21 protein-coding genes and 1 tRNA gene are annotated in these 18442 nt (G+C 67.2%); 8 read left to right on the forward strand and 14 right to left on the reverse strand.

Annotation, left to right across the window (positions count from 1 at the left end):
* Positions 1 to 318: transposase (locus BLR04_RS38410; RefSeq protein ID WP_143022415.1), on the forward strand; the 318-nt coding region annotated here is incomplete at its 5' end.
* Here BLR04_RS38410 and BLR04_RS38415 read toward each other — a convergent pair.
* From BLR04_RS38415 to BLR04_RS38425, 3 genes are read right to left on the reverse strand one after another with little or no spacing between them, the layout of a single operon-like run.
* The gene (locus BLR04_RS38415) at positions 300 to 1094 is read right to left on the reverse strand and encodes a class I SAM-dependent methyltransferase (protein ID WP_090774092.1); all 795 of its coding nucleotides are present in this window, start codon (positions 1092 to 1094) and stop codon (positions 300 to 302) included. The two genes, BLR04_RS38410 and BLR04_RS38415, sit on opposite strands and share 19 nt — an antisense overlap.
* Positions 1095 to 1117: 23 nt before the next feature.
* A complete protein-coding gene (locus BLR04_RS38420) occupies positions 1118 to 1732 on the reverse strand; it encodes a LysE family translocator (protein ID WP_090774093.1) in 615 nt (204 codons plus the stop codon).
* A complete protein-coding gene (locus BLR04_RS38425; RefSeq protein ID WP_090774094.1) occupies positions 1729 to 2478 on the reverse strand; it encodes a metallophosphoesterase in 750 nt (249 codons plus the stop codon). The genes BLR04_RS38420 and BLR04_RS38425 overlap by 4 nt, the downstream gene beginning before the upstream one ends.
* Positions 2479 to 2566: 88 nt before the next feature.
* Between BLR04_RS38425 and BLR04_RS38430 the strand changes: the two genes are divergently transcribed.
* The 5 genes from BLR04_RS38430 (at position 2567) to BLR04_RS38450 (ending at position 5240) form a co-directional block, all read left to right on the forward strand.
* Positions 2567 to 3145, forward strand: coding sequence for a CGNR zinc finger domain-containing protein (locus BLR04_RS38430; protein WP_090774095.1), 579 nt, complete (start codon positions 2567 to 2569; stop codon positions 3143 to 3145).
* Between the two features lie 91 nt (positions 3146 to 3236).
* A complete protein-coding gene (locus tag BLR04_RS38435; RefSeq protein ID WP_090774096.1) occupies positions 3237 to 3467 on the forward strand; it encodes a hypothetical protein in 231 nt (76 codons plus the stop codon).
* 46 nt (positions 3468 to 3513) lie between these two features.
* Positions 3514 to 3720, forward strand: a complete 207-nt coding sequence (locus BLR04_RS38440; protein ID WP_090774097.1) for a hypothetical protein — start codon at positions 3514 to 3516, stop codon at positions 3718 to 3720.
* A gap of 155 nt (positions 3721 to 3875) precedes the next feature.
* The gene (locus tag BLR04_RS38445; RefSeq protein WP_143022416.1) at positions 3876 to 4334 is read left to right on the forward strand and encodes a hypothetical protein; all 459 of its coding nucleotides are present in this window, start codon (positions 3876 to 3878) and stop codon (positions 4332 to 4334) included.
* A gap of 45 nt (positions 4335 to 4379) precedes the next feature.
* Positions 4380 to 5240, forward strand: a complete 861-nt coding sequence (locus BLR04_RS38450) for a DUF6461 domain-containing protein (protein WP_090774118.1) — start codon at positions 4380 to 4382, stop codon at positions 5238 to 5240.
* Between the two features lie 922 nt (positions 5241 to 6162).
* Here BLR04_RS38450 and BLR04_RS38455 read toward each other — a convergent pair.
* The 11 genes from BLR04_RS38455 to galU form a co-directional block, all read right to left on the reverse strand.
* Entirely contained in the window at positions 6163 to 8262 is a 2100-nt protein-coding gene (locus tag BLR04_RS38455; protein ID WP_090774099.1) for a hypothetical protein, read from the reverse strand.
* Positions 8262 to 8636 carry a hypothetical protein gene (locus BLR04_RS41150; protein WP_090774100.1) on the reverse strand — a complete coding sequence of 125 codons (375 nt, stop codon included), beginning with the start codon at positions 8634 to 8636 and terminating at the stop codon, positions 8262 to 8264. Before BLR04_RS41150 ends, BLR04_RS38455 begins: the two co-directional genes overlap by 1 nt.
* A gap of 641 nt (positions 8637 to 9277) precedes the next feature.
* On the reverse strand, positions 9278 to 10441 hold the full coding sequence (locus BLR04_RS38465; RefSeq protein ID WP_090774101.1) for a 5'-methylthioadenosine/S-adenosylhomocysteine nucleosidase: 1164 nt from the start codon (positions 10439 to 10441) through the stop codon (positions 9278 to 9280).
* A gap of 22 nt (positions 10442 to 10463) precedes the next feature.
* Entirely contained in the window at positions 10464 to 11198 is a 735-nt protein-coding gene (locus BLR04_RS38470; RefSeq protein ID WP_176903546.1) for an NUDIX hydrolase, read from the reverse strand.
* Between the two features lie 507 nt (positions 11199 to 11705).
* Positions 11706 to 11779 (reverse strand) — tRNA-Ala (locus tag BLR04_RS38475).
* Between the two features lie 50 nt (positions 11780 to 11829).
* Positions 11830 to 12414, reverse strand: a complete 585-nt coding sequence (gene sepX, locus BLR04_RS38480) for a divisome protein SepX/GlpR (protein WP_143022419.1) — start codon at positions 12412 to 12414, stop codon at positions 11830 to 11832.
* 127 nt (positions 12415 to 12541) lie between these two features.
* Positions 12542 to 13195: a GNAT family N-acetyltransferase gene (locus BLR04_RS38485; protein WP_176903547.1), complete on the reverse strand. Its 654-nt coding sequence runs from the start codon at positions 13193 to 13195 to the stop codon at positions 12542 to 12544.
* Between the two features lie 46 nt (positions 13196 to 13241).
* Positions 13242 to 13718, reverse strand: coding sequence for a MogA/MoaB family molybdenum cofactor biosynthesis protein (locus tag BLR04_RS38490; RefSeq protein WP_090774119.1), 477 nt, complete (start codon positions 13716 to 13718; stop codon positions 13242 to 13244).
* Positions 13718 to 14194: a cyclic pyranopterin monophosphate synthase MoaC gene (gene moaC, locus BLR04_RS38495; protein ID WP_090774105.1), complete on the reverse strand. Its 477-nt coding sequence runs from the start codon at positions 14192 to 14194 to the stop codon at positions 13718 to 13720. Before moaC ends, BLR04_RS38490 begins: the two co-directional genes overlap by 1 nt.
* Positions 14191 to 15378: a molybdotransferase-like divisome protein Glp gene (glp, locus tag BLR04_RS38500; RefSeq protein ID WP_090774106.1), complete on the reverse strand. Its 1188-nt coding sequence runs from the start codon at positions 15376 to 15378 to the stop codon at positions 14191 to 14193. The genes moaC and glp overlap by 4 nt, the downstream gene beginning before the upstream one ends.
* A complete protein-coding gene (galU, locus tag BLR04_RS38505; RefSeq protein WP_090774107.1) occupies positions 15365 to 16267 on the reverse strand; it encodes a UTP--glucose-1-phosphate uridylyltransferase GalU in 903 nt (300 codons plus the stop codon). The genes glp and galU overlap by 14 nt, the downstream gene beginning before the upstream one ends.
* A gap of 24 nt (positions 16268 to 16291) precedes the next feature.
* Here galU and BLR04_RS38510 point away from each other — a divergent pair, with 24 nt between their 5' ends.
* Positions 16292 to 16861, forward strand: coding sequence for a 5-formyltetrahydrofolate cyclo-ligase (locus tag BLR04_RS38510; RefSeq protein WP_090774108.1), 570 nt, complete (start codon positions 16292 to 16294; stop codon positions 16859 to 16861).
* Positions 16862 to 16885: 24 nt separating this feature from the next.
* Positions 16886 to 18388, forward strand: a complete 1503-nt coding sequence (locus BLR04_RS38515; protein ID WP_090774109.1) for a potassium/proton antiporter — start codon at positions 16886 to 16888, stop codon at positions 18386 to 18388.
* The last annotated feature ends 54 nt before the right edge of the window (positions 18389 to 18442 follow it).

An 18442-nucleotide genomic window follows, 5' to 3' on the forward strand; every position in this document is an offset into this window, starting at 1 on the left:
GTCACCGTCGGCGAAAACCACGACCGGCTGCACAGCGAAGCCGCTTTCGCCATGCTGTGCGGCGTCTCCCCGATCCCCGCCTCCTCCGGCAAGACCACCCGGCACCGCCTCAACCGCGGCGGCGACCGCCAAGCCAACGCCGCGCTCTACCGCGTGGTCCTATGCCGTCTGCGCTGGGATCCACGCACCCGCGCCTACATGGAACGACGCACCCAAGACGGCCTGTCCAAGAAAGAGATCATCCGCTGCCTGAAGCGCTACATAGCCCGCGAACTCTACCGAATCATCACATCAAACGATCAAGAACACGTCGCTTGACATCCATAGGAGCATCCCGAGGACGGCACCTGCGCGACGAAGCACATGAAGCTGATCCCGGAGAACGACTCCGGTGCGTCCGGGGCGGTCTTCGGCTCGCTGATGGCGGGAGGGCAGAAGCCCGCGTCGATGAAGGCATCGGTCATCGCGGACAACGGCCGCCGCCAGAAGGTCAACGGGAAGGACTTCCCGTTGAACGTCCACAGGTCGGTATGGCTGGTGGTCTCGCGATAGCTGGGCCGAGGATCCTCGGCCAGCCACTCCACGAACGGGTGGTTCACCGATGCGAGCAGCCGACCGCCGGGCTTGAGCACCCGCCGCATCTCGGCCAGCGTCGGCCCCCAGTCCTTCAGGTAGTGCAGGACCAGCGACGCGACCACGTCATCGAACGTGCCATCAGCGAACGGCAGTGGATCACGCAGGTCGACCACCCGCAGGTCCGCGTCATCACCGAGCCGCCGCCTGGCCACGGCCAGCATCCCGGCGCTGGCGTCGATGCCGGTGACGACCGCACCGCGCTCGCGCAGTGCGGCGGTCAGAGCGCCCGAGCCACAGCCGGCGTCGAGGATCCGGCGGCCGGAGACGTCTCCCGCGAGGGCTGTCATCGCGGGCCGCTCGATATGAGCGTTCAGGAGGCTGTTCTCGTTCTCGGCCGAGTACTCCTCGGCGAAGCTGTCGTAGTCGTTCACCGGGATCGACGGATCGAGCGGCTCGGTAGCGGGCGCGACCCAGTCAGGACGTCCTACGCCGGCGGGCTCGTTGGTCACGTGTTCCATCGCCGCAGCCTAGCCACAGTCGCCTACGCCGTGGCAGCCCTGACGCCGAGGACGACGAGCACCACCGCCGTCACCCTGCCGACCGCACGCCTGAGACGCGCCTTGTGCAGGATGTGCGCGCCTCGATGGACGAGAGCCGTCCAGGCCAGCAGCCACACCACCATCAGCAGGGCATGGGCGCCGGCCAGGGTGAAGATCTGCCCGCCGAGGGGAGTGCCGGGCACGACGAACTGCGGCACCAGGGTCAGGTAGATGGACGCCGCCTTGGGGTTGAGGACGTTCGCGAGCAGAGCCTGGGTGTAGATCGAGCCGGTGCGCTTCGGCCGGTTCGCCGTGGGAGGCGGCGGTGAGGTGGTGGAGCGCCAGGTCCACACGCCCAGGCCGACGAGGTAGACCGCACCGGCGAGCTTGACGATGGCGAAGGCCTGGCTGGAGTGCATGACGAGCGCCGACAGGCCGGCGACGGCCAGGGTCGCGTGCGCGTACAGGCCGCTGACCGTACCGAGGATGACGGGGAGAGACCGGCGGCGACCGCCGGTCGTGACGTGCTGGATAAGCAGGGTCAGGCTCGCGCCAGGAGTGGCGATGACGGGCAGGATCGCCAGCAGGAACCCGGCGACCGCGTACGGGTGGATCATGCCGGGAGCACGACGCGGTAGTGCGTGGTGAGGCGGAGGTCGTCGTCCAGGACGTGGAAGGCGAGACCGGGCGGCTGGTCGCGGTCGGCGGGCCGGTCGCCCTCCCAGGGCAGGCGCAGGGTCCAGGTGACGGCCGGTCCGACGATCAGGGGACGACCCGCGAAGGTGGAAGCGGCCGCGGTGTGGGCGTGGCCGTTGATCACCGCGACGACCTGCGGATGGGCGTCGAGCAGCGCGGCCAGGTCGCCGGGCGACTCCAGCCGCCCCGAGTCGGGCAACGGGTGATGGAGCACGACGGGCGGCTGGTGGAAGGCGATCAGCGCGGGCGTGTCCGGGGCGAGCCCGTCGAGGGTGGCGTGCATCCAGGCGAGGGTCTCGGGGTCGAGGCGGCCCTCGTCGCGTCCGGGGATGGTGGAGTCGCACATCAGGATGGCGGTGCCGGCGACGTGGTGCACCTCGTTGACGGGCTCGGGGCCGGGTGCCCGGCGCAGCAGCGCCTTGCGGTACGCGGGTCGGGCGTCGTGGTTGCCGGGACAGGTGAGCACGGGGAAGGGCGCGTCCAGGATGCGGGCGGCCTGCTCGTACTCGACCTCCTCGCCGTGGTCGGCGATGTCGCCGGTGACCAGCAGGGCGTCGACGGGGCGGGGCAGCGCCCTCAGGTGGTCCATGACGCGGGTGGCGCGCCGGGTCGCCCTGTCGGTGCCGTCGAGATGCAGGTCGCTGATCTGGGCCAGCAGCAAGGTCATCGTACGGCCTCCCCTTCTAACGGTTAAACTGATTTTGGCGTTAGGACCATAAGCTATGAAGCGAACGCGGAGCAACCGGGAGGTTCGAGTGGAGCGCTGGCCGGCCCTGGAACTGGCGAGCACGATCCGGCACGACGGCAACGGCGGTGTCGCCGACGACCTGGCGACAGTGCAGAGCACGACCCGCTGGCTCGACCAGCAGGCCATGACCGCGGGGTTCGCGATGGACGAGCAGCTCAGAGGCGAGATCGTCGAGCTCCGCCGGGCCGTACGGGCACTGTTCGCGCAGGCGGTCAGCCCGGCGCCGCCCAGCCGGGCCGATGCCCACCAGCTGATGCCCGCCGAGCAGGCGCTGAAGCACCTCAACGCGGCCGCCGCCCGCGAGGCGATCGTCCCGCAACTCACCTGGCCGGAGGGCGGCACACCTCGTACGGACGTGTTGTCAGCCGAACCTGACGCCAGGGTCCGGCTGATCGCCGGCCTGGCACGGGCCGCCATCGACTTCCTGAGCGGCCCGCAGCGCGATCAGCTGCGGGCCTGCAACGCACCGCGCTGCGTCCGCTACTTCGTCAAGACCCACGGACGGCAGGAATGGTGCAAGCCGAGCTGCGGCAACCGCGCCCGCGCCGCCCGCCACTACGCCCGCCACAACACCACACCCGCTTGAGACCCACCCGGAGGCCGCCACCTACCGAAATGTCAGCCCTACACGCCATGATCGCGCACGTACTTTCACCCCTCGGCACCAAGGAGCGCCCATGGCACAGATCCTCAAGACGTTTCTCGATCCCCATAAGATCTTGCGATGCCTGGACGGGATCGTGGACGTCGAGGACGACGATGCGACGTGGCTCTACGAGCTCACCACCACCGACAGGATCTGGTCCGACAGCGGCCCCAATGCCATCGCACTCGACCCCACCCACTGTGAGGAAGCTCTTGTCAAGTACGAGCTATGGGACAGCGAGCCACCCGTCCTGCTGGGGTGAGAGCCGATCGGGGAGCGTCCACCTGACCTCCGGGAGGATCTACGCGATGAGCTCCTGGTCCGGAGACAGCTCGTACGGTGCAGAGTTCGACCTCGGCCGCCGAGATCAGGAGTGGAGGTTCAGGATCCACCGCAAGTTCCCCAGCGACGGGGACTTCACGACGGACATCATCAGCCTGGTCCTGTTCAAAGTGCAGTTCTGGCCGCCTGCGGAGACCGGGCTCTCCTCCGCCGAGACGAACCCACCCCCCTGACCACTGAGCGGCACAGGACGTCATCGATAGCGAGGTACCCGAGTCGGAGCATCGTGATGAGTCGCAACGCATTAGACCAGTGGTCGTATTTCGAGGAGCGAGGTCTGGCGGAGAGGTTCGAGTGCTCGTGGGTCGAGGCACCCGACTACCGTACGGTGGTCACCGCGCTGCGGGCGGAGGAGGAGACACTCGCCTGCGACCTGGAGCAGGCGCGGCGGTGGTATCGCGCCTACTCGAAAGAGGACCTCGTGTGGGTGTCCGAACAGGCCCCCGGCTGGGTCAAGATGTTCGCCGTGTCCGGACTATCCCCATGGCGGGCCCTCGATTCGCTCCCGCAGCCGGGCGGACAGGCCTTCCACCTGTCCTACTACGCGGGTGAAATCACCGAACCGATCTATTTCAACGGGGACGAGTGGGAAGACACCATCCCCGACGATCACTGGGACCGTCCCAGACAGGAAGGAGCAGACCTCGTCGGCTCCCCTGTCATTGGCCGCGAGATGAACTTCTACCTCGCCGCACTGGCCTACACAACCGGACGGTTCGTCGACGACACCTGGTTCACCACACCGGGACTGCTCTGCCGCATCCCGGAAGGAACCTGGCCCCGGTGACCCTTGCCTGAGATCGGCGCAGCCCCTGACCCAGAGCAGTACTTCATGCTGCACGATGCAGCCGAGAACGACTCGCCCGAGGCGGTCGCGGAGGTTGCCCAGCACATCGACGATGTCGACTTCGTTGACGATGATGAGGAGGAGTATCCCGGCCGTACCGCGCTCTGGACAGCTGTCTTCGCCAATCGTCCCGACAACGCGCGCGTCCTGGTGGCAGCCGGAGCGGACCCGTGGCGGCCCATGATGAACGGCTGGTCCCCCGGACGGCTCAGCCTGGCCGGCCCCACCCCCGCTCTGTTCAGTATCCCGCCTGGAGTAGCCGGTCTGTCGCCAGCCGAGACCGCCGCCGTGACCGAAGCCAGACGTCTGATAGCCGCGCTGGGGGATCTCAGCTATTTCGGGCTGGGCATGGCCTGCGTGGCCGACATCACCGCCGGCGAGGCGGTACGGCGGCTGGAGGCCGTACCGGCCGACGACGAGGACGTTGCAGCGATCATCGAGGATCTTGGGTCGCACCTCGACGACAGCCGGACCGTCGTCGGCGTCACAGATGTACCTGGCGGATGCGTTGTCAGCCAACCATGGGGATACGTCCCCTATACGTCTGGAGCCGCCAAGCGCTTATCAGCAGGCACCGTCTACTACGGAATGTACGACAATCCCAAGGGCGGCCATCACGGGGCAGTCTTCCGGGACGGCGTCATAGCGGAAGGGGACACCCACCCCGGTGGTGGCGGCGTATACCCGGACGACCCCACCGAGGAGATCCTCGCCACCTATCTCTATCACCACCACGCCGTGGCCTACTGCTGTGCCCGTATGAGCTTGCGCCTGACCAACGCCAAGGCGATCACCGGTCCACCCGACATGTGGGTGAGGCTCCCCGAACGGGACTGGTGGAACTGATCAAGCGGCATAGCAAAGCCCCGACTCCGTGATCTATCTCGGTTGTAGAGATGAGGGGATTTCGAACCTCTGCCCCCTTCAATGCAGGTCACTTGTCCCATGCCTTCGACACGGGACAAGCACCGCCTGACCAGCAAGGGTGTCCTCAGCCGTCTCCGGATGTCCGGGAGCGTCCGCCGCGATTCCACCCACATGGTCAGTCACCTACTTCAGCCTGCGCCCCTTCATCGACTTGCCAATGAATGGGCCAAGCACCATCGAGACGGTGCCGGATCCCCCGCCGGAGGCACATCGGCTCGAAGCGGTTGCCGTACGAACCTGCTGTACGACAAAGCAAAAGGCCGCCTCTGACTAGCAGAAACGGCCTTTGACCTGGGTGGAGATGAGGGGATTCGAACCCCTGACCCCTTCGATGCGAAGCCACATGCGCCTGACCGCTACTGGCACTGGAACGCCGCCTGACCTGGTCCATCAATCTCCGGAAGTCCGCGAACGTCCGCAGCCGTACGCCTCGATCGTCACCCAGTTAGTCACTCACCATCGACTACTGCTGGTCCCCACGATCGTCACTCACGGCCCAGGGTAGGCAGAGGCCCAGGTAGGCAAACCGCACCAATGCGTTCGGGCCGCTCTGGCCGTCTTTTATCGCTGTCCCTGGACGTCTGGTGCCCCTCCCTCGTGGTCAAACGCTGCCCGTGCCAGGCTCACCTTGGATCAATCAGTCCGCGCGAAGAGCTTGTTTGCACAGCTAGAGACATCTGATCCACACGCCCTCTGGGCAGGCTCCCTCGTTGGGTACCTGTACCCGTCTCCCCCTGTGCTGCGTTGCCGTGCCGCCCACGCCCCTCGGGAGGCTGTCAGGACCGATCACCCATATGCGAACCACGGCCAACCTCGGCCCCCTGGTGGCGGCCCGAGCCCCTCAGCCGTCCCAAGGGCCTTTCTCCTGCTGCGTGCCCGGCAGACTCATCGGCGTGCGCAGAACGTCGAAAGCTTGGGGAAAGCGTTGGCTTTCCCTGAAGTCTCGCAGCCGGCGCTGGCGGCGAGCACGCTCGTGGGCGAGCCACTCCCGGCCCTCAGCGGACACGGCCTCCAGGATCCTCAGCGCGCCGGTGACCCCCGACGTATCGAGCGCTAGGGCGGCCAGAAACCTGATGTTCTCCCGCCGATCGTGCAGGCCATGCTCGTAATTGTCCACGAGGACGTCGATGTGCTGGCTGTTGACGAGCGAGAGTCGGAAGGCGCGCCTGAGGACGAGGGCGTGCTGCTCTTGGGAGCGGATCTCTTCGCGGGCCATCACCCGCCTATGGCCTTGTTCGAAGCGCACACCCACTTCTGTGACCCGCGCCGAGGCGATCATCTCGTACCTGAACGTGGTGCGCCGCTCGTCGTGAATGGCACCTGTGGCAAAGTCGAGATCGACCGTGACTTGACGTACACCCCCCTCGGTGAGCAGGAAGAGCAGCACCACGTAGGCCGAATACCGCGGCGGACCGTACAGGACGCGGGCGCGTCGGCAGCGTGGGGCGGCCTCGGTGAGAGTGAGGTGTCCAATGACGTCGCGATTGCTAAGGCCGTAATGCTTCATGGCGAACGACTTGATCATCATCTTGTCGTAGTCCAGCCATGTGGCCATCTCCGCGTCGGTGGGCCGGTTGGCGAGCACGGCGCACCAGCGCTCGTACTCCTGCTGCTCGGCGAAGAATCGCCGGTTAGCCTCCGCGATGTCGCGCGAGTGGGTGACAGCCGCCGCCAGGAAGCGGAGCGCGTCGGTCCAGGCCATCGCGGCGCCGATGCCCAGCACCAGCGCGGCCCCCAGCATGCCAAGGAAGCTGGCGGAGGCCGCGCTGATCAACGCGAACAGCCCGGCGATCGCCAGGGCGGCGTTGCCTACCATGACAGCGGCAGAGGGACCGCCGCTGCGTAGCGGGACGCCACCGCGGAACTGTTGCGCAGTGCTCTCAGCGTGCCACTTGATGAGCCATCTGATCGGACCAACCCTGGCGTGGTCGCCGCCGTAAAGATGGACCAGTTCGGCCTTAAGCTTTGCCCTCACCGGTTCGGTGTCCCACAGCCACTGCTGCACGACCATGGGATCGGCCGGCCTCGACTGGTGGAACCAATGGTCGACGCTGTCAGAAACCGCGGCACCGAAGCCCGGAGTCCACTTCTGCGGCAGTGACTCAGTCGTGCGGCGCTGTGGGAGACCGACCTTGACGGTGACGATCAGCCAAACCAGGACGAGCGCGAGCGCCACAATCGAAACAGCTTGGCCGCCCGAGGCCATGAGACTGATCGTCCAGAGGACCCCGAGCCCGACGAGCGCTGCCCCAGTTATCACCTTGAGCCGCTTGGCGGGAGGCAGCATGGGCCCTGGAGAGATGATCCTCCTTGGGGCCGTGGGAACGGGCTCGAAGAACTTCCAGACCCGGTTCCGCCGGTCGCTGCTAAGGCGCATCGTCTGCACGTGTTGCGCCTCCAGGAACTCAACCTGGTCCTGGATCCAGCCGTTCATAATCATTTCGAGGTGGCGGTGTATCTCGTCCTGCCGATCCTTTGCCAGCGCCCGATAGGCATTGACGGCGGCAGAGAAGCGATCAAGGTCAGGAGTCCCGCGCTCCTCCTCCTCGATGATGCAGCGGACGAACTCGATCACCGTAGCGACCGCCTGTCGCCACGCGTCGCGCGGGAACTCGTCCGCCATTGCGTAAGCGGCCCACAGATTGCCGAACTCGTCCGGGCCGAGATGGTCGAACGAGCGCTCGCTCAGCGTTGCCAGTACCCAGTAATAGGCCACCTCGTTGGACCGATGGCCGGCCATCGCCGCCTCCATGATCAGGCTCTCGGCCCGTCGTGGCATACCTCCGTCCAGGTAGTTGCGCCCCACCTGGTACTTGCGTTGTGGATCGTCGCTCTCGGAGATCGAATATATGGTGACGTTGCCGTCTACATATCCGATCTGCGCATCAACGTGGGCATCATCCATGGCGATGTTCGTGGCGCCCGGCCAGCCCGCGTTCATCAGTTCAGCCCCTGACCCGCGGCGAGTATGGCGCCCGCTATCGACGCTAGGCCGGCAACGTCGGCGAGCAGGCCACGTACCTTCTTCAGCGCGAGCACCATCCTCCTGCGGCGCTCCTCGTCACCCTCCTTGTCGTCGTGCTCCAGGTAGGAGTCGACCTCGCTCAGTTCGGCCTCCGCCTCGTTATGCACGTCGGCCGCGAGCTCGCCTGACACGACCGATCCGCGCATCGCCATGCGCAATTCGGCTAGCAGACCTGAGAGGTCGTCGTCCTTGAGACGCGTGGATTCGATGGTGACGTCGCCAACGGACTTGCCGATCTGAGCGCCGACGCGGGCTCCATCCCTGGCGACATTTGTATACCGTTCCGACACGTGTACCTCCAGGCACGGTTATTGACTCGATAGGTCAATGAACCATCTCAGAAAGAGAGATGTATGGATATTACCAATTCGTTATCTGTTTATTCTCGAACAGTCTGATGTTGCTCATTTCATCCAATATGGGCACATTGCCTTATATTCGGCATTAGGCTGCACCCTGATGGCCCAGCCGCTAGGACAGAGAACGCGGGGTCGCCCGCCCCTGTCGTCATGAGATTGGCCAATGTTCGCTCTCCGCTTTGGTGTCACGTCGAGCCGGTTCGCTTCTCCGCGGCGACGCCTTCCAAGGTGCTGGTCGTCTCATGCTGCATACGTCGCGCGGTAACCGGAAGTCCAGGAGCCAACATTCCGAAGAACTCCGTGGACCCGCTTCAGCCGTCCCTCCACAAGCACCTCGACGAACGTATGGGAGAGAACGGCTCCTGCAAGTTCAGCTAGTTATGCCACATGGCGTCCTCCATCAGCGCCATGCAGTCGCGGCCCATCCTCCTTGCGATACGGTCACGACGTCGCGCCTTTTCTCAGATCACCGGGGTATTTGGCGAATGGACGCCCCACCGAAAAGACGTCACCGCTGAATGTGCCTGGCTGCCCACGGTGGCCGAGCCGTCCGCGGCGATACCCCGAGCTGTTCATGGGGTGTCTTGGATCGCGCCGATCGCGGCAGACACATGCGAACCGAGGTCGGCTACGTCCATCAGCAGGCCACGCACCTTCTTGAGCGCGATCAGTGCCTTACTCCTGCCGTACGCAGTGCCCTGCGACAGGGACACGGCGGCGGCAGCGACCTCCTCGTCAGCTGCGGCGAAGGTGTTCTCATCCAGTTCGTGACCTTTCAGAGCTCGGCCAAGCCTGTCGCGGAGTTCGGCGAGCTGAGCCGCTGGGTCGGGGGAAGCAGCTATGGGGGGTTGGCCGATTGTGATGTTGCCGTAGACGTATCCTGCCTGCATGCCGACGTGTGCGTTGCCGTTGGCGAAGTTCTGCACGCCATGGGTCATCTGTGCACCTTTCTTATCAGCCGCCACTCTGGGGGACAGTTCGTGGTTCAGCTCCAGACTTAGTTCTTGGGCGAGGGCGGAAGCGAATGCCGCCGCGTTGGCCACCGCCCTCGCTTGCCAGCCGACCCCGTCGCTCTCCACCTTCGTCCCGTCGGCCCGGTCGCTGATCCCGCGGACCACGACCATCGGCAGCGACCTGTTGTAATGGGCGGCCTGCGCCACACCGGCTGCCTCCATCTCGATCGCGAGCGCGTCGTTGTAGGTCTGGCGCACCCATTGGGCGTGCCAGGAAATCGAGGAGTCCTGAACCACCTCGCCGGCCGCGATCGGCCCGAAGCGAACCCTCGGGACGGCCGTTCCCTCGGGCAAGCGTCGGGTCCAGACCTCGCTGCGGTGAAGGTGACGCGCGATCTGATCTGGTTCATGCGAGATCTCCCACGCGCGGGGACGCGCTTTGAATCCGTCATCCTCGCTGGTGCCACCGTGATACGCGTATACGTGGGTGGCAACCACCACGTCGCCCAATCCGATGTCGGGCCAAAGGGCTCCGGCAACACCCACGAATAGCATCGCGAGCGGCGCGAACTCCGTGATTGCTCGCTCGGCGAGCACCGCTGAGGACTGGTTGCCCTTGCCGACCAGTCCCAGGGCTACCCGGCAGCCACCGTCCGCGAGCCGACCGACCTCAAAGCGGGTGCCGGCGGGGTGGCGATGCACCTGCAACTCGGCCAAGTGCCGCCGGACGGCCTGATACTCCAAGTCAAGCGCAGTGAGGATCACTATAGGACGCTCATTCATGCTGGCCTCCTCCGGGCCCGTTCTAGTTTGCCGAACCGTTCGGACCCTGCGGCGCGACATGGGCGGTGCGGACCATCGGTGGATACAGCACCTGGTCCGGCCCTGCCCGGAAGAGTCGCGCTGGGCGGCCGTTCGCCGTCCGGCGCAGCGGGCCGTCCGCGACTATGAAGCCGCGCGCGCCTTGTACCTTTCGGTAGAAGTTTCGGGGGTCGAGCTGGATGCCCCACACCGCCTCGTACACCTGCTGGAGCTCGGAGATGGTGAAGGTCTCGCCGCAGAATGCGGTGGCGAGCGCCGTGTGCTCCAGTTTGGTTCGCGCCCGCTCGACGCCGTCCGCGACGATACGCCGGTGGTCGAATGCCAACTCAGCATCCGACGACAAGGCGTCCTCCACGGACGTCCAGCAGGCCCGGACCGCGTCGGTCCCGGCGACCGGCTCCGGCAGCCGCGGCGTGATCGCCAGATAGGCGACGGACACAACGCGACCGCGAGGATCGCGTCCCGGTTCGCCGTAAACGTTGAGCGGCTCCAGGTGGACATCGGCTAGACCCGCCTCCTCGTTGAGCTCCCGCCGTGCCGCATCCTCGATGTCCTCGTTTGCGTCGCGGAGGAACCCTCCAGGCAGCGCGAGCGTGCCGCGGTGGGGCTCGATTCCACGCTCAATAAGCAGCACGTGCAGGCGGGAGTCGCGAAGAGTCAAGATCACCAGGTCGACCGCGAGCAAGATGGCCGGTGGCTCCCATGAATCGTCGAACATGGGAGCCACCATAGCTTCTTGTCAGTTCGACAGGAAGTGCTTTTGGCGATTCGGTCTGAACCCTGCACTCCCTCCAGGTGCGAGATCAGTCGTCGAGACGCCCAGGCAATCGCACACCCGGGCGATGTTCGACGTGGTCGGCGGTTTCAGCGAGGCCAAGACGGAGTGGGCTGGACAGCGGGCTCAATCTGGACACAGGAAGCTCTAGTCCCCGCACCGAGGTCGATGACAACGGTCAGACTTGGTACATGTCCGCCCCCTGGCGACCTGCAGCACCCGTTCGCTGCTCCTCCCACCAGGCTGCCGGAGCGGGTAACGGACGACGCGGGGAGCAAATAGCAAGGCTGCGGATTACCCGGACTGACTGCAATCAAATTCGGCACGATCCTGTGATGGCCGCGAACTGGAGGGCGGCCCCAAGACCGCCCTCTCACCCGGCCGCACACAGTGCCCTAGCAACGCAAAGGCCGCTTCCCACGGCGACGGGAAAGCGGCCTTTGACCTGGGTGGAGATGAGGGGATTCGAACCCCTGACCCCTTCGATGCGAACGAAGTGCGCTACCGGACTGCGCTACATCCCCAAGGACTCGACCAGATTAGCAAACTCCAGAGGGTCCTCGCGCCATCCGGTTCAGTCTCCGACCGCTCGGCGGGGCGGTTCGGCGTACTGGTCGAACAGGACGTCCTGGTTCGGCGGGGTGAAGTCGATGATCTCCGCCTCGGCCTCCGTCGCGGCCCGCTGCTGCTCGCGCAGTCTCCGCCGCCGCTCCGCCCGCGCCCGGAGGGCGCGTTCGCGGCGTTCCCGATCGACCTGTACGGCGATGCGGAGAAAGAACATGTACGCGAACATGACCACCACGGACGGGGCAACGCCCCACCATGGGATCATGTGTACGGCGGCCGTGACGATCGAGGCCAGCACCAGCAGGGCGGTGAAGAAGAGCAGCCGGCGCCGGCGTGCCACGATGATCGCGCGGCGGCGGAACCGGAACTGTCGGACATCGACCTTCTCCACTTCCGCCGGCGGTGTGCCGTCGTCTTCGTCACCGTCCGAAGGGTCCAGGTTGTCGAGGTCGGGGAGTTGGTGCTCGCCGGTGTAGTGCTCTTCGAGCTCCGCAAGTTCGGCGAGATTGGTCTTGTCTCTGCGCAGCCACATCGGGATCAACACGCAGAGCCACATCACCACGATGGCCAGGTAGAGGAGGACGCTGCTCACGACCACCACCTCCGGGCAGCACGAAGACGCGACTGTGCTCGTTGCGTCTTCGATGTGCTCACGTCACGCACCGTAAGACCGCGTGTCACTGATTGACGAGCATTCGGTGCGGTGTGTCGCGAGATCGTCAAACCTCTTCGACGGGAGACCCCCCGTGAGCTGCGGACTCACGCGCGCGACGCCACTGCACGAGAAGCCCGCCAGGTACGTCTTCGACGGTCAACGCGTAGCAGATGTGGTCGCGCCAGGCCCCATCGATGTGGAGTTGGCGACGCCGTATGCCTTCTTCCCGGAAACCGAGCTTCTCAACCACCCTACGGCTGGCGTGATTCTCAGGACGGATGTTCGCCTCCAGCCGATGCAAGCCGGTGGTGAAGAAGCAGTGGTCGACCGCCATGGCGAGCGCCGTAGGGGTGATCCCCTTGCCCGCCAGCGCGCCGTCGACCCAGTAACCAACCTGGGCAGAACGGGCAGAACCCCACACGATCGCACCGACGGTCAGCTGTCCGGCGAACCGCCCCTCGTACGTCATCACCCACGGCAGCGCCAGCCCCTGCCTGGCCTCGCGGCGCAGGGTGCCGACCATGGAGACGTACGGCCCGAGCCCGGTCCTGAACAGGGGCGTCTCGGGGTTGCTCGGCTCCCACGGACGCAGCCAGTCGGCGTTGCGCAGGCGGGTCTCGCGCCAGACGCGCACGTCGCTCAGCCGCAGCGGCCTCAGCCCCACCGGGCCTTCGTTCAGTGTCGCCGGCCAGCCACGAAGTCGATCCACATCTCTCATCATCCCCCTATCGGGCGCGATGTCGCCACGGATCAGGGGTTCGTCCTCAGCGGGGGTGATCGCCGCCGCGGATCTGGTCGACCGCGTGCTGGAGGATGGGAGCGAGGACGGCGACGCCGTCGCGCACTCCGCCGGACGATCCCGGCAAATTGACGATCAGGGTCTCACCCGCCTGACCCGCCAGTCCTCTGGACAGAACGGACGTAGGCACCTTGTCGCGGTTCGCCCATCGGATGGCCTCCGCGATGCCAGGAATTTCGCGAGAAATTACTCGGGCGGTCACCTCAGGCGTCAGGTCCATGGGCGTCAGCCCCGTGCCGCCCGTGGTGACGATGACGTCGTACCCGTCGGCGAGGCCCTGCCGGAGCGCCGCCTCGACCGGGTCTCCGTCAGGCACCACGACAGGACCCTCGACCTCGCAGCCGGCGTCGCGACGCAGCAGGTCGGCGAGCAACGGCCCTGATTTATCCTCATAAATCCCGGCAGACGCCCGATTCGAGACCGTGATCACCAACGCCCGCATCACGCCTCTTCCCGAGCCCACCGGCCCGTCTTGCCGCCGAGCTTCTCCTCCACCCGCACGTCGGTGATCACCGCACCAGGATCGACCGCCTTCACCATGTCGATCAGGGCAAGCGCAGCCACCGAGACGGCCGTGAGCGCCTCCATCTCGACGCCCGTACGGTCGGCGGTCTTCACCCGGCAGGTGATCGCCACGCCCCCGTCTTCGACGTCGAGGGTGACCTTCACGCCGTGCAGCGCGATCGGGTGGCAGAGCGGGATCAGGTCGGGCGTCCGTTTGGCGCCCATGATCCCCGCGATCCTGGCCACGCCGAGCGCGTCGCCCTTCGGCACCTCCCCCGACCGCAGCAGCGCCACGGTCTCGGGCGACAGCAGCACCCGGCCGGTGGCCGTGGCGCTGCGCGCGGACACGTCCTTGGCCGAGACGTCCACCATGCGGGCGGCGCCGGTCTCGTCGATATGGGTGAGTTCGTTCACAGTCTGATCACCTCCACCGAGGACCCCGCGGGCACCTCGGTCACGTCCTCGGGGACCACGATGAGCGCGTCGGCCAGGGCGAGGGCGGCGAGCTGGTGGGAGCCCTGGCCGTGGACCGGCGACACCGTGCCGTCGTCGGACAGCACACCCCGCAGGTACGACCGCCTCCCGGACGGCGACCGCAGCGGCCCCGTCGTCCGCGCCGTGACCGTCGCCGGCAGGCCGGCGGGCAGGCCGCGCATCCTGTCGAGCGCAGGACGGACGAACAGCTGGAACGACACGAATGACGACACCGGGTTGCCGGGCAACGCGAAGATCGGCACCTGGTCGTCACCCAGCACGCCGAACCCCTGCGGCATGCCCGGCTGCATGGCCACCTTCTCGAACTTCACCGTGCCGAGCGGCGACAGCGCCTCCTTGACCGGCTCGTACGCGCCCATCGAGACGCCGCCGCTGGTGATGACCGCGTCGGCGCGTACGAGGGCGGTGTCGAGGCGGTCGAGCAGCTCGGCCGGATCGTCTCCCACCGCGCCCGCCCGGAAGCCCTCCCCGCCCGCCTCGCGGACGGCGGCGGTGAGTGTGTAGCTGTTGGACTCCCAGATCTGGCCGGTGACCAGGGGGTTGCCCGGCTCGACCAGCTCGGCGCCGGTCGCGATCACCACGACACGGGGACGCGGACGCGCCAGCACCCGCCTGCGCCCCACCCCGGCGAGGATGCCGAGCTGCGCGGGACCGATCAGCGTGCCTGCCTTGAGCACGACCTCCCCGGCCTGGACGTCCTCCCCGGCCCGGCGGATCGCGTGGCCGACCTCGGCACGGCGGTCGATGGTGACCGAGACCGTGCCGCCGTCGGTCCACTCCACCGGCACGACGCAGTCGGCGCCGGCCGGGACGGGCGCCCCGGTCATGATGCGCACGGTGTGGCCGGGGCCCACGGCCCGCAGGTCGGTGGAGCCGGCCGCCACGTCGTCGATCACCGGTAGCGTGACCGGGGCCTGGGCGAGGTCGTCGGCGCGGACCGCGTACCCGTCCATGGCGGAGTTGTCGAACGGCGGCAGCGGAACCGGCGACGTCACGTCCTCCGCGAGAGTGGCCCCGAGGGTCTGCTCGAGCTCGAGCTCGAGCGGCGCGAGCGGACGTACTGTGGCCAGGATCTCGGCCAGGTGTTCGTCAACCGATCTCATCGAGGAACTCCCGCAACCACGGCACGAAGTCGGGCGCCAAATCCTCACGGCCGGCGGCGAACTTCACCACGGTCCGCAAGTACTCGAGCTTGTCACCGGTGTCGTAGCGACGGCCGCGGAACAGCACGCCGTGCACCGGCCCGCCCTCGTCGCGTCCGCGCTGCGCGAGCGTGCGCAGCGCGTCGGTGAGCTGGATCTCGCCGCCGCGCCCGGGGGGCGTGTTCTCCAGCACCTCGAAGACGGCAGGGTCGATGACATAACGCCCGATGATGGCCCAATTGGACGGCGCCTCGTTAGCCGGCGGCTTCTCGACCAGGTCGGTCACCCGGACGACGTCGTCCTCCCCCGTCGCCTCGATGGTGGCCACGCCGTACAGGGAGACCTGCTCCTTCGGCACCTCCATCAGCGCGATCACACTGCCGCCGAAGGTGTCGCGTACCTCGATCATGCGCTGCAGCAGGCGGTCGCGGTGGTCGATCAGGTCGTCGCCCAGCAAACAGGCGAAGGGGTGGCCGCCGACGTGCTGCTTGGCGCACAGCACCGCGTGGCCGAGCCCCTTGGGCTCGCCCTGACGGACGTAATGGAGCGTCGCAAGTGAGGCCGGCTCACGGACCTGGGACAGACGGTGTTCATCGCCCTTGGCTTCAAGGGCCTCCTCAAGCTCGTACGCCCGGTCAAAATGGTCTTCGATGGACCGCTTGTTCTTTCCGGTGACCATGAGGACGTCGAGCAGCCCCGCCGAAGCGGCCTCCTCGACGACATACTGGATCGCGGGCTTGTCGACGATGGGCAACATCTCCTTGGGTGTCGCCTTGGTCGCCGGGAGGAACCGGGTGCCCAGACCCGCGGCGGGCACGACGGCTTTCGTCACAGGGTCGAAGTCAGCCATGAGTAGACCCTAGTGGAGGGATCTGTGGACAAGCAGAACATGCGCCGCCGGCTGAACGCGGCGCGCTCGCGCCTTTCCCCCGAACAACTGCGCCACAACGCCGTCAAAGTCCGCGAAACGCTGCTCGAACAGCCGTGGGTCCAGATGGCCGGGCTGGTGGCCTGCTACTGGTCGACAGGCTCCGAACCGGATACCCACGGGCTCGTGTTCGCTCTGTGGAAACACGGCGCCACGGTCATCCTGCCGGTGCTGCGGGACGACGACGACCTCGACTGGGCGGTGTACGACGGACCCGACACGCTCGCCCCCGGCCGCCGCGGGATCATGGAGCCGGTCGACACCCGCCGCGGCGTCGAGGCCATCCGCACGGCCGCGCTCGTGATCGTCCCTGCCCTCGCGGTCGACCGGGACACCGGCGTCCGCCTCGGCCGCGGCGGCGGCTCGTACGACCGCGCCCTCGCCCGGGTCGGACCGAACGTCCCGACGGTGGCCTTGCTGCACGACGGGGAGCTCGTTGAGGATGTCCCTCACGAACCCCATGACCGGCCGGTTCGTTACGCGATGACCCCTTCGGGACTCACTAGTCTTATGTGAACGCGGATACGAAAGGGGAGCCAGATGACCTTGGACGTCTGGCTCCTTCTCGGTCCCGTGATCGTGATCGCGGCCATCGGGGCCGTGCGCCTCGTCCACCGGACGGGTCTGCCCAGCCTCCTCGTGTTCCTCGGCTTCGGGCTGCTCATGTCGTCGGGCTTCGGAGTGGTTCTCCACAATCCTGAGACGGTCCAGAAGATCGGCCTCGCCGCGCTGGCGTTGATCCTGGCCGAGGGTGGTCTGACGACGACCTGGTCGCATGTGCGGCGTTCCGTCCCGCTCGCCATGGTGCTGGCGACCGTGGGAGTCGCGGTCAGCACGGTCGTGGTCGCGGTCGTCGTCCGGTACGCGCTCGACCTCGACATGACCAAGGCGCTGATCCTCGGCGCGGTCCTGGCCTCCACGGACGCCGCCGCCGTCTTCTCCGTCCTGCGTCGCCTGCCGCTGCCGCCGCGGCTGGCGGGCGCGCTGGAGGCCGAGTCGGGGATCAACGACGCCCCCACGGTCATCGCCGTGATGCTCCTCAGCTCGTCGGCCCACGCCGACGCCGGGCTGGGAACGTTCCTGCTCGAGACCTTGGTCGAGCTGGTCATCGGCGCCGCGGTGGGGCTCGCCGTCGGCCCCGCGGGCGCCTACGCCCTGCGCCACGTCGCCCTGCCCGCCTCGGGCCTGTACCCCATCGCCGCCCTCGCCCTCACCTTCGTCGCGTACGGCGGCGCCGCGCTGCTGCACGGCTCGGGCTTCCTGGCCATCTACCTGACAGGCGTCATCCTGGGCAATTCGCGCCTGCCGCACCGGGCCGCCACCAGGGGGTTCGCCGAAGGCGCAGGCTGGCTGGCGCAGATCGGGCTGTTCGTCATGCTGGGCATGCTGGCCGAGATCGACGAGCTGCCGTCGGCCGTCGTCCCCGCGCTGATCACCGGCACCGCACTCGTGCTGCTGGCCCGGCCGGTGTCCGTGGCGGTGAGCGCGGCGGTGGCGCGGGTGCTCCGGGTCGACCGGGTGAGCTGGCGCGACCAGGCGTTCCTGTCGTGGGCCGGACTGCGCGGCGCCGTCCCGATCGTCCTCGCGACCATCCCGTGGGCCGCCGGGGTCGAGGGCTCCGAGGACCTGTTCAACCAGGTGTTCGTCATCGTCATCGTGTTCACCCTCGTGCAGGGGCCGACGCTGCCGTTCGCGGCCCGGCTGCTCGGCGTCGGCGCCCCCGGCGAGGCTCACGAGCTCATGGTGGAGTCTGCGCCGCTGGAGGAGCTCAACGCCGACCTGCTCCAGGTCAAGATCCCGCCGGGCTCGAAGCTGCACGGCGTGGAGATCTTCGAGCTGCGCTTCCCGTCCGGCGCCGCGGTGACGCTCGTCGTACGCGACGGCCGTTCGTTCGTACCCGAGGGCTCCACGCGGCTCCGGGTGGACGACGAGCTGCTCGTCGTCACCACCGCCGCCTGCCGCGACGAGGTCGAGACCAGGCTGCGCGCGGTGAGCCGCCGCGGCAAGCTCGCAGGGTGGTACGGGGAGCAAGGCTTGGAATAGGTGTTTCACCCAATCGGTTAGCATTGGCAGTCGCATCGCTCGAGTGCCAAATGC

Origin of the sequence: Nonomuraea maritima (assembly GCF_900100395.1) — a bacterium.
Lineage (GTDB): Bacteria > Actinomycetota > Actinomycetes > Streptosporangiales > Streptosporangiaceae > Nonomuraea > Nonomuraea maritima.

Excerpts from the sequence above, each read along its gene's own strand:
- BLR04_RS38415 (WP_090774092.1), bottom strand. The coding sequence starts at position 1,094 with ATGGAACACGTGACCAACGAGCCCGCCGGCGTAGGACGTCCTGACTGG.
- BLR04_RS38420 (WP_090774093.1), bottom strand. The coding sequence starts at position 1,732 with ATGATCCACCCGTACGCGGTCGCCGGGTTCCTGCTGGCGATCCTGCCC.
- BLR04_RS38425 (WP_090774094.1), bottom strand. The coding sequence starts at position 2,478 with ATGACCTTGCTGCTGGCCCAGATCAGCGACCTGCATCTCGACGGCACC.
- BLR04_RS38435 (WP_090774096.1), top strand. The coding sequence starts at position 3,237 with ATGGCACAGATCCTCAAGACGTTTCTCGATCCCCATAAGATCTTGCGA.
- BLR04_RS38440 (WP_090774097.1), top strand. The coding sequence starts at position 3,514 with ATGAGCTCCTGGTCCGGAGACAGCTCGTACGGTGCAGAGTTCGACCTC.
- BLR04_RS38450 (WP_090774118.1), top strand. The coding sequence starts at position 4,380 with ATGCTGCACGATGCAGCCGAGAACGACTCGCCCGAGGCGGTCGCGGAG.
- BLR04_RS38455 (WP_090774099.1), bottom strand. The coding sequence starts at position 8,262 with ATGAACGCGGGCTGGCCGGGCGCCACGAACATCGCCATGGATGATGCC.
- BLR04_RS38465 (WP_090774101.1), bottom strand. The coding sequence starts at position 10,441 with ATGAATGAGCGTCCTATAGTGATCCTCACTGCGCTTGACTTGGAGTAT.
- BLR04_RS38470 (WP_176903546.1), bottom strand. The coding sequence starts at position 11,198 with ATGTTCGACGATTCATGGGAGCCACCGGCCATCTTGCTCGCGGTCGAC.
- BLR04_RS38485 (WP_176903547.1), bottom strand. The coding sequence starts at position 13,195 with ATGAGAGATGTGGATCGACTTCGTGGCTGGCCGGCGACACTGAACGAA.
- BLR04_RS38490 (WP_090774119.1), bottom strand. The coding sequence starts at position 13,718 with ATGCGGGCGTTGGTGATCACGGTCTCGAATCGGGCGTCTGCCGGGATT.
- glp (WP_090774106.1), bottom strand. The coding sequence starts at position 15,378 with ATGAGATCGGTTGACGAACACCTGGCCGAGATCCTGGCCACAGTACGT.
- galU (WP_090774107.1), bottom strand. The coding sequence starts at position 16,267 with ATGGCTGACTTCGACCCTGTGACGAAAGCCGTCGTGCCCGCCGCGGGT.
- BLR04_RS38515 (WP_090774109.1), top strand. The coding sequence starts at position 16,886 with ATGACCTTGGACGTCTGGCTCCTTCTCGGTCCCGTGATCGTGATCGCG.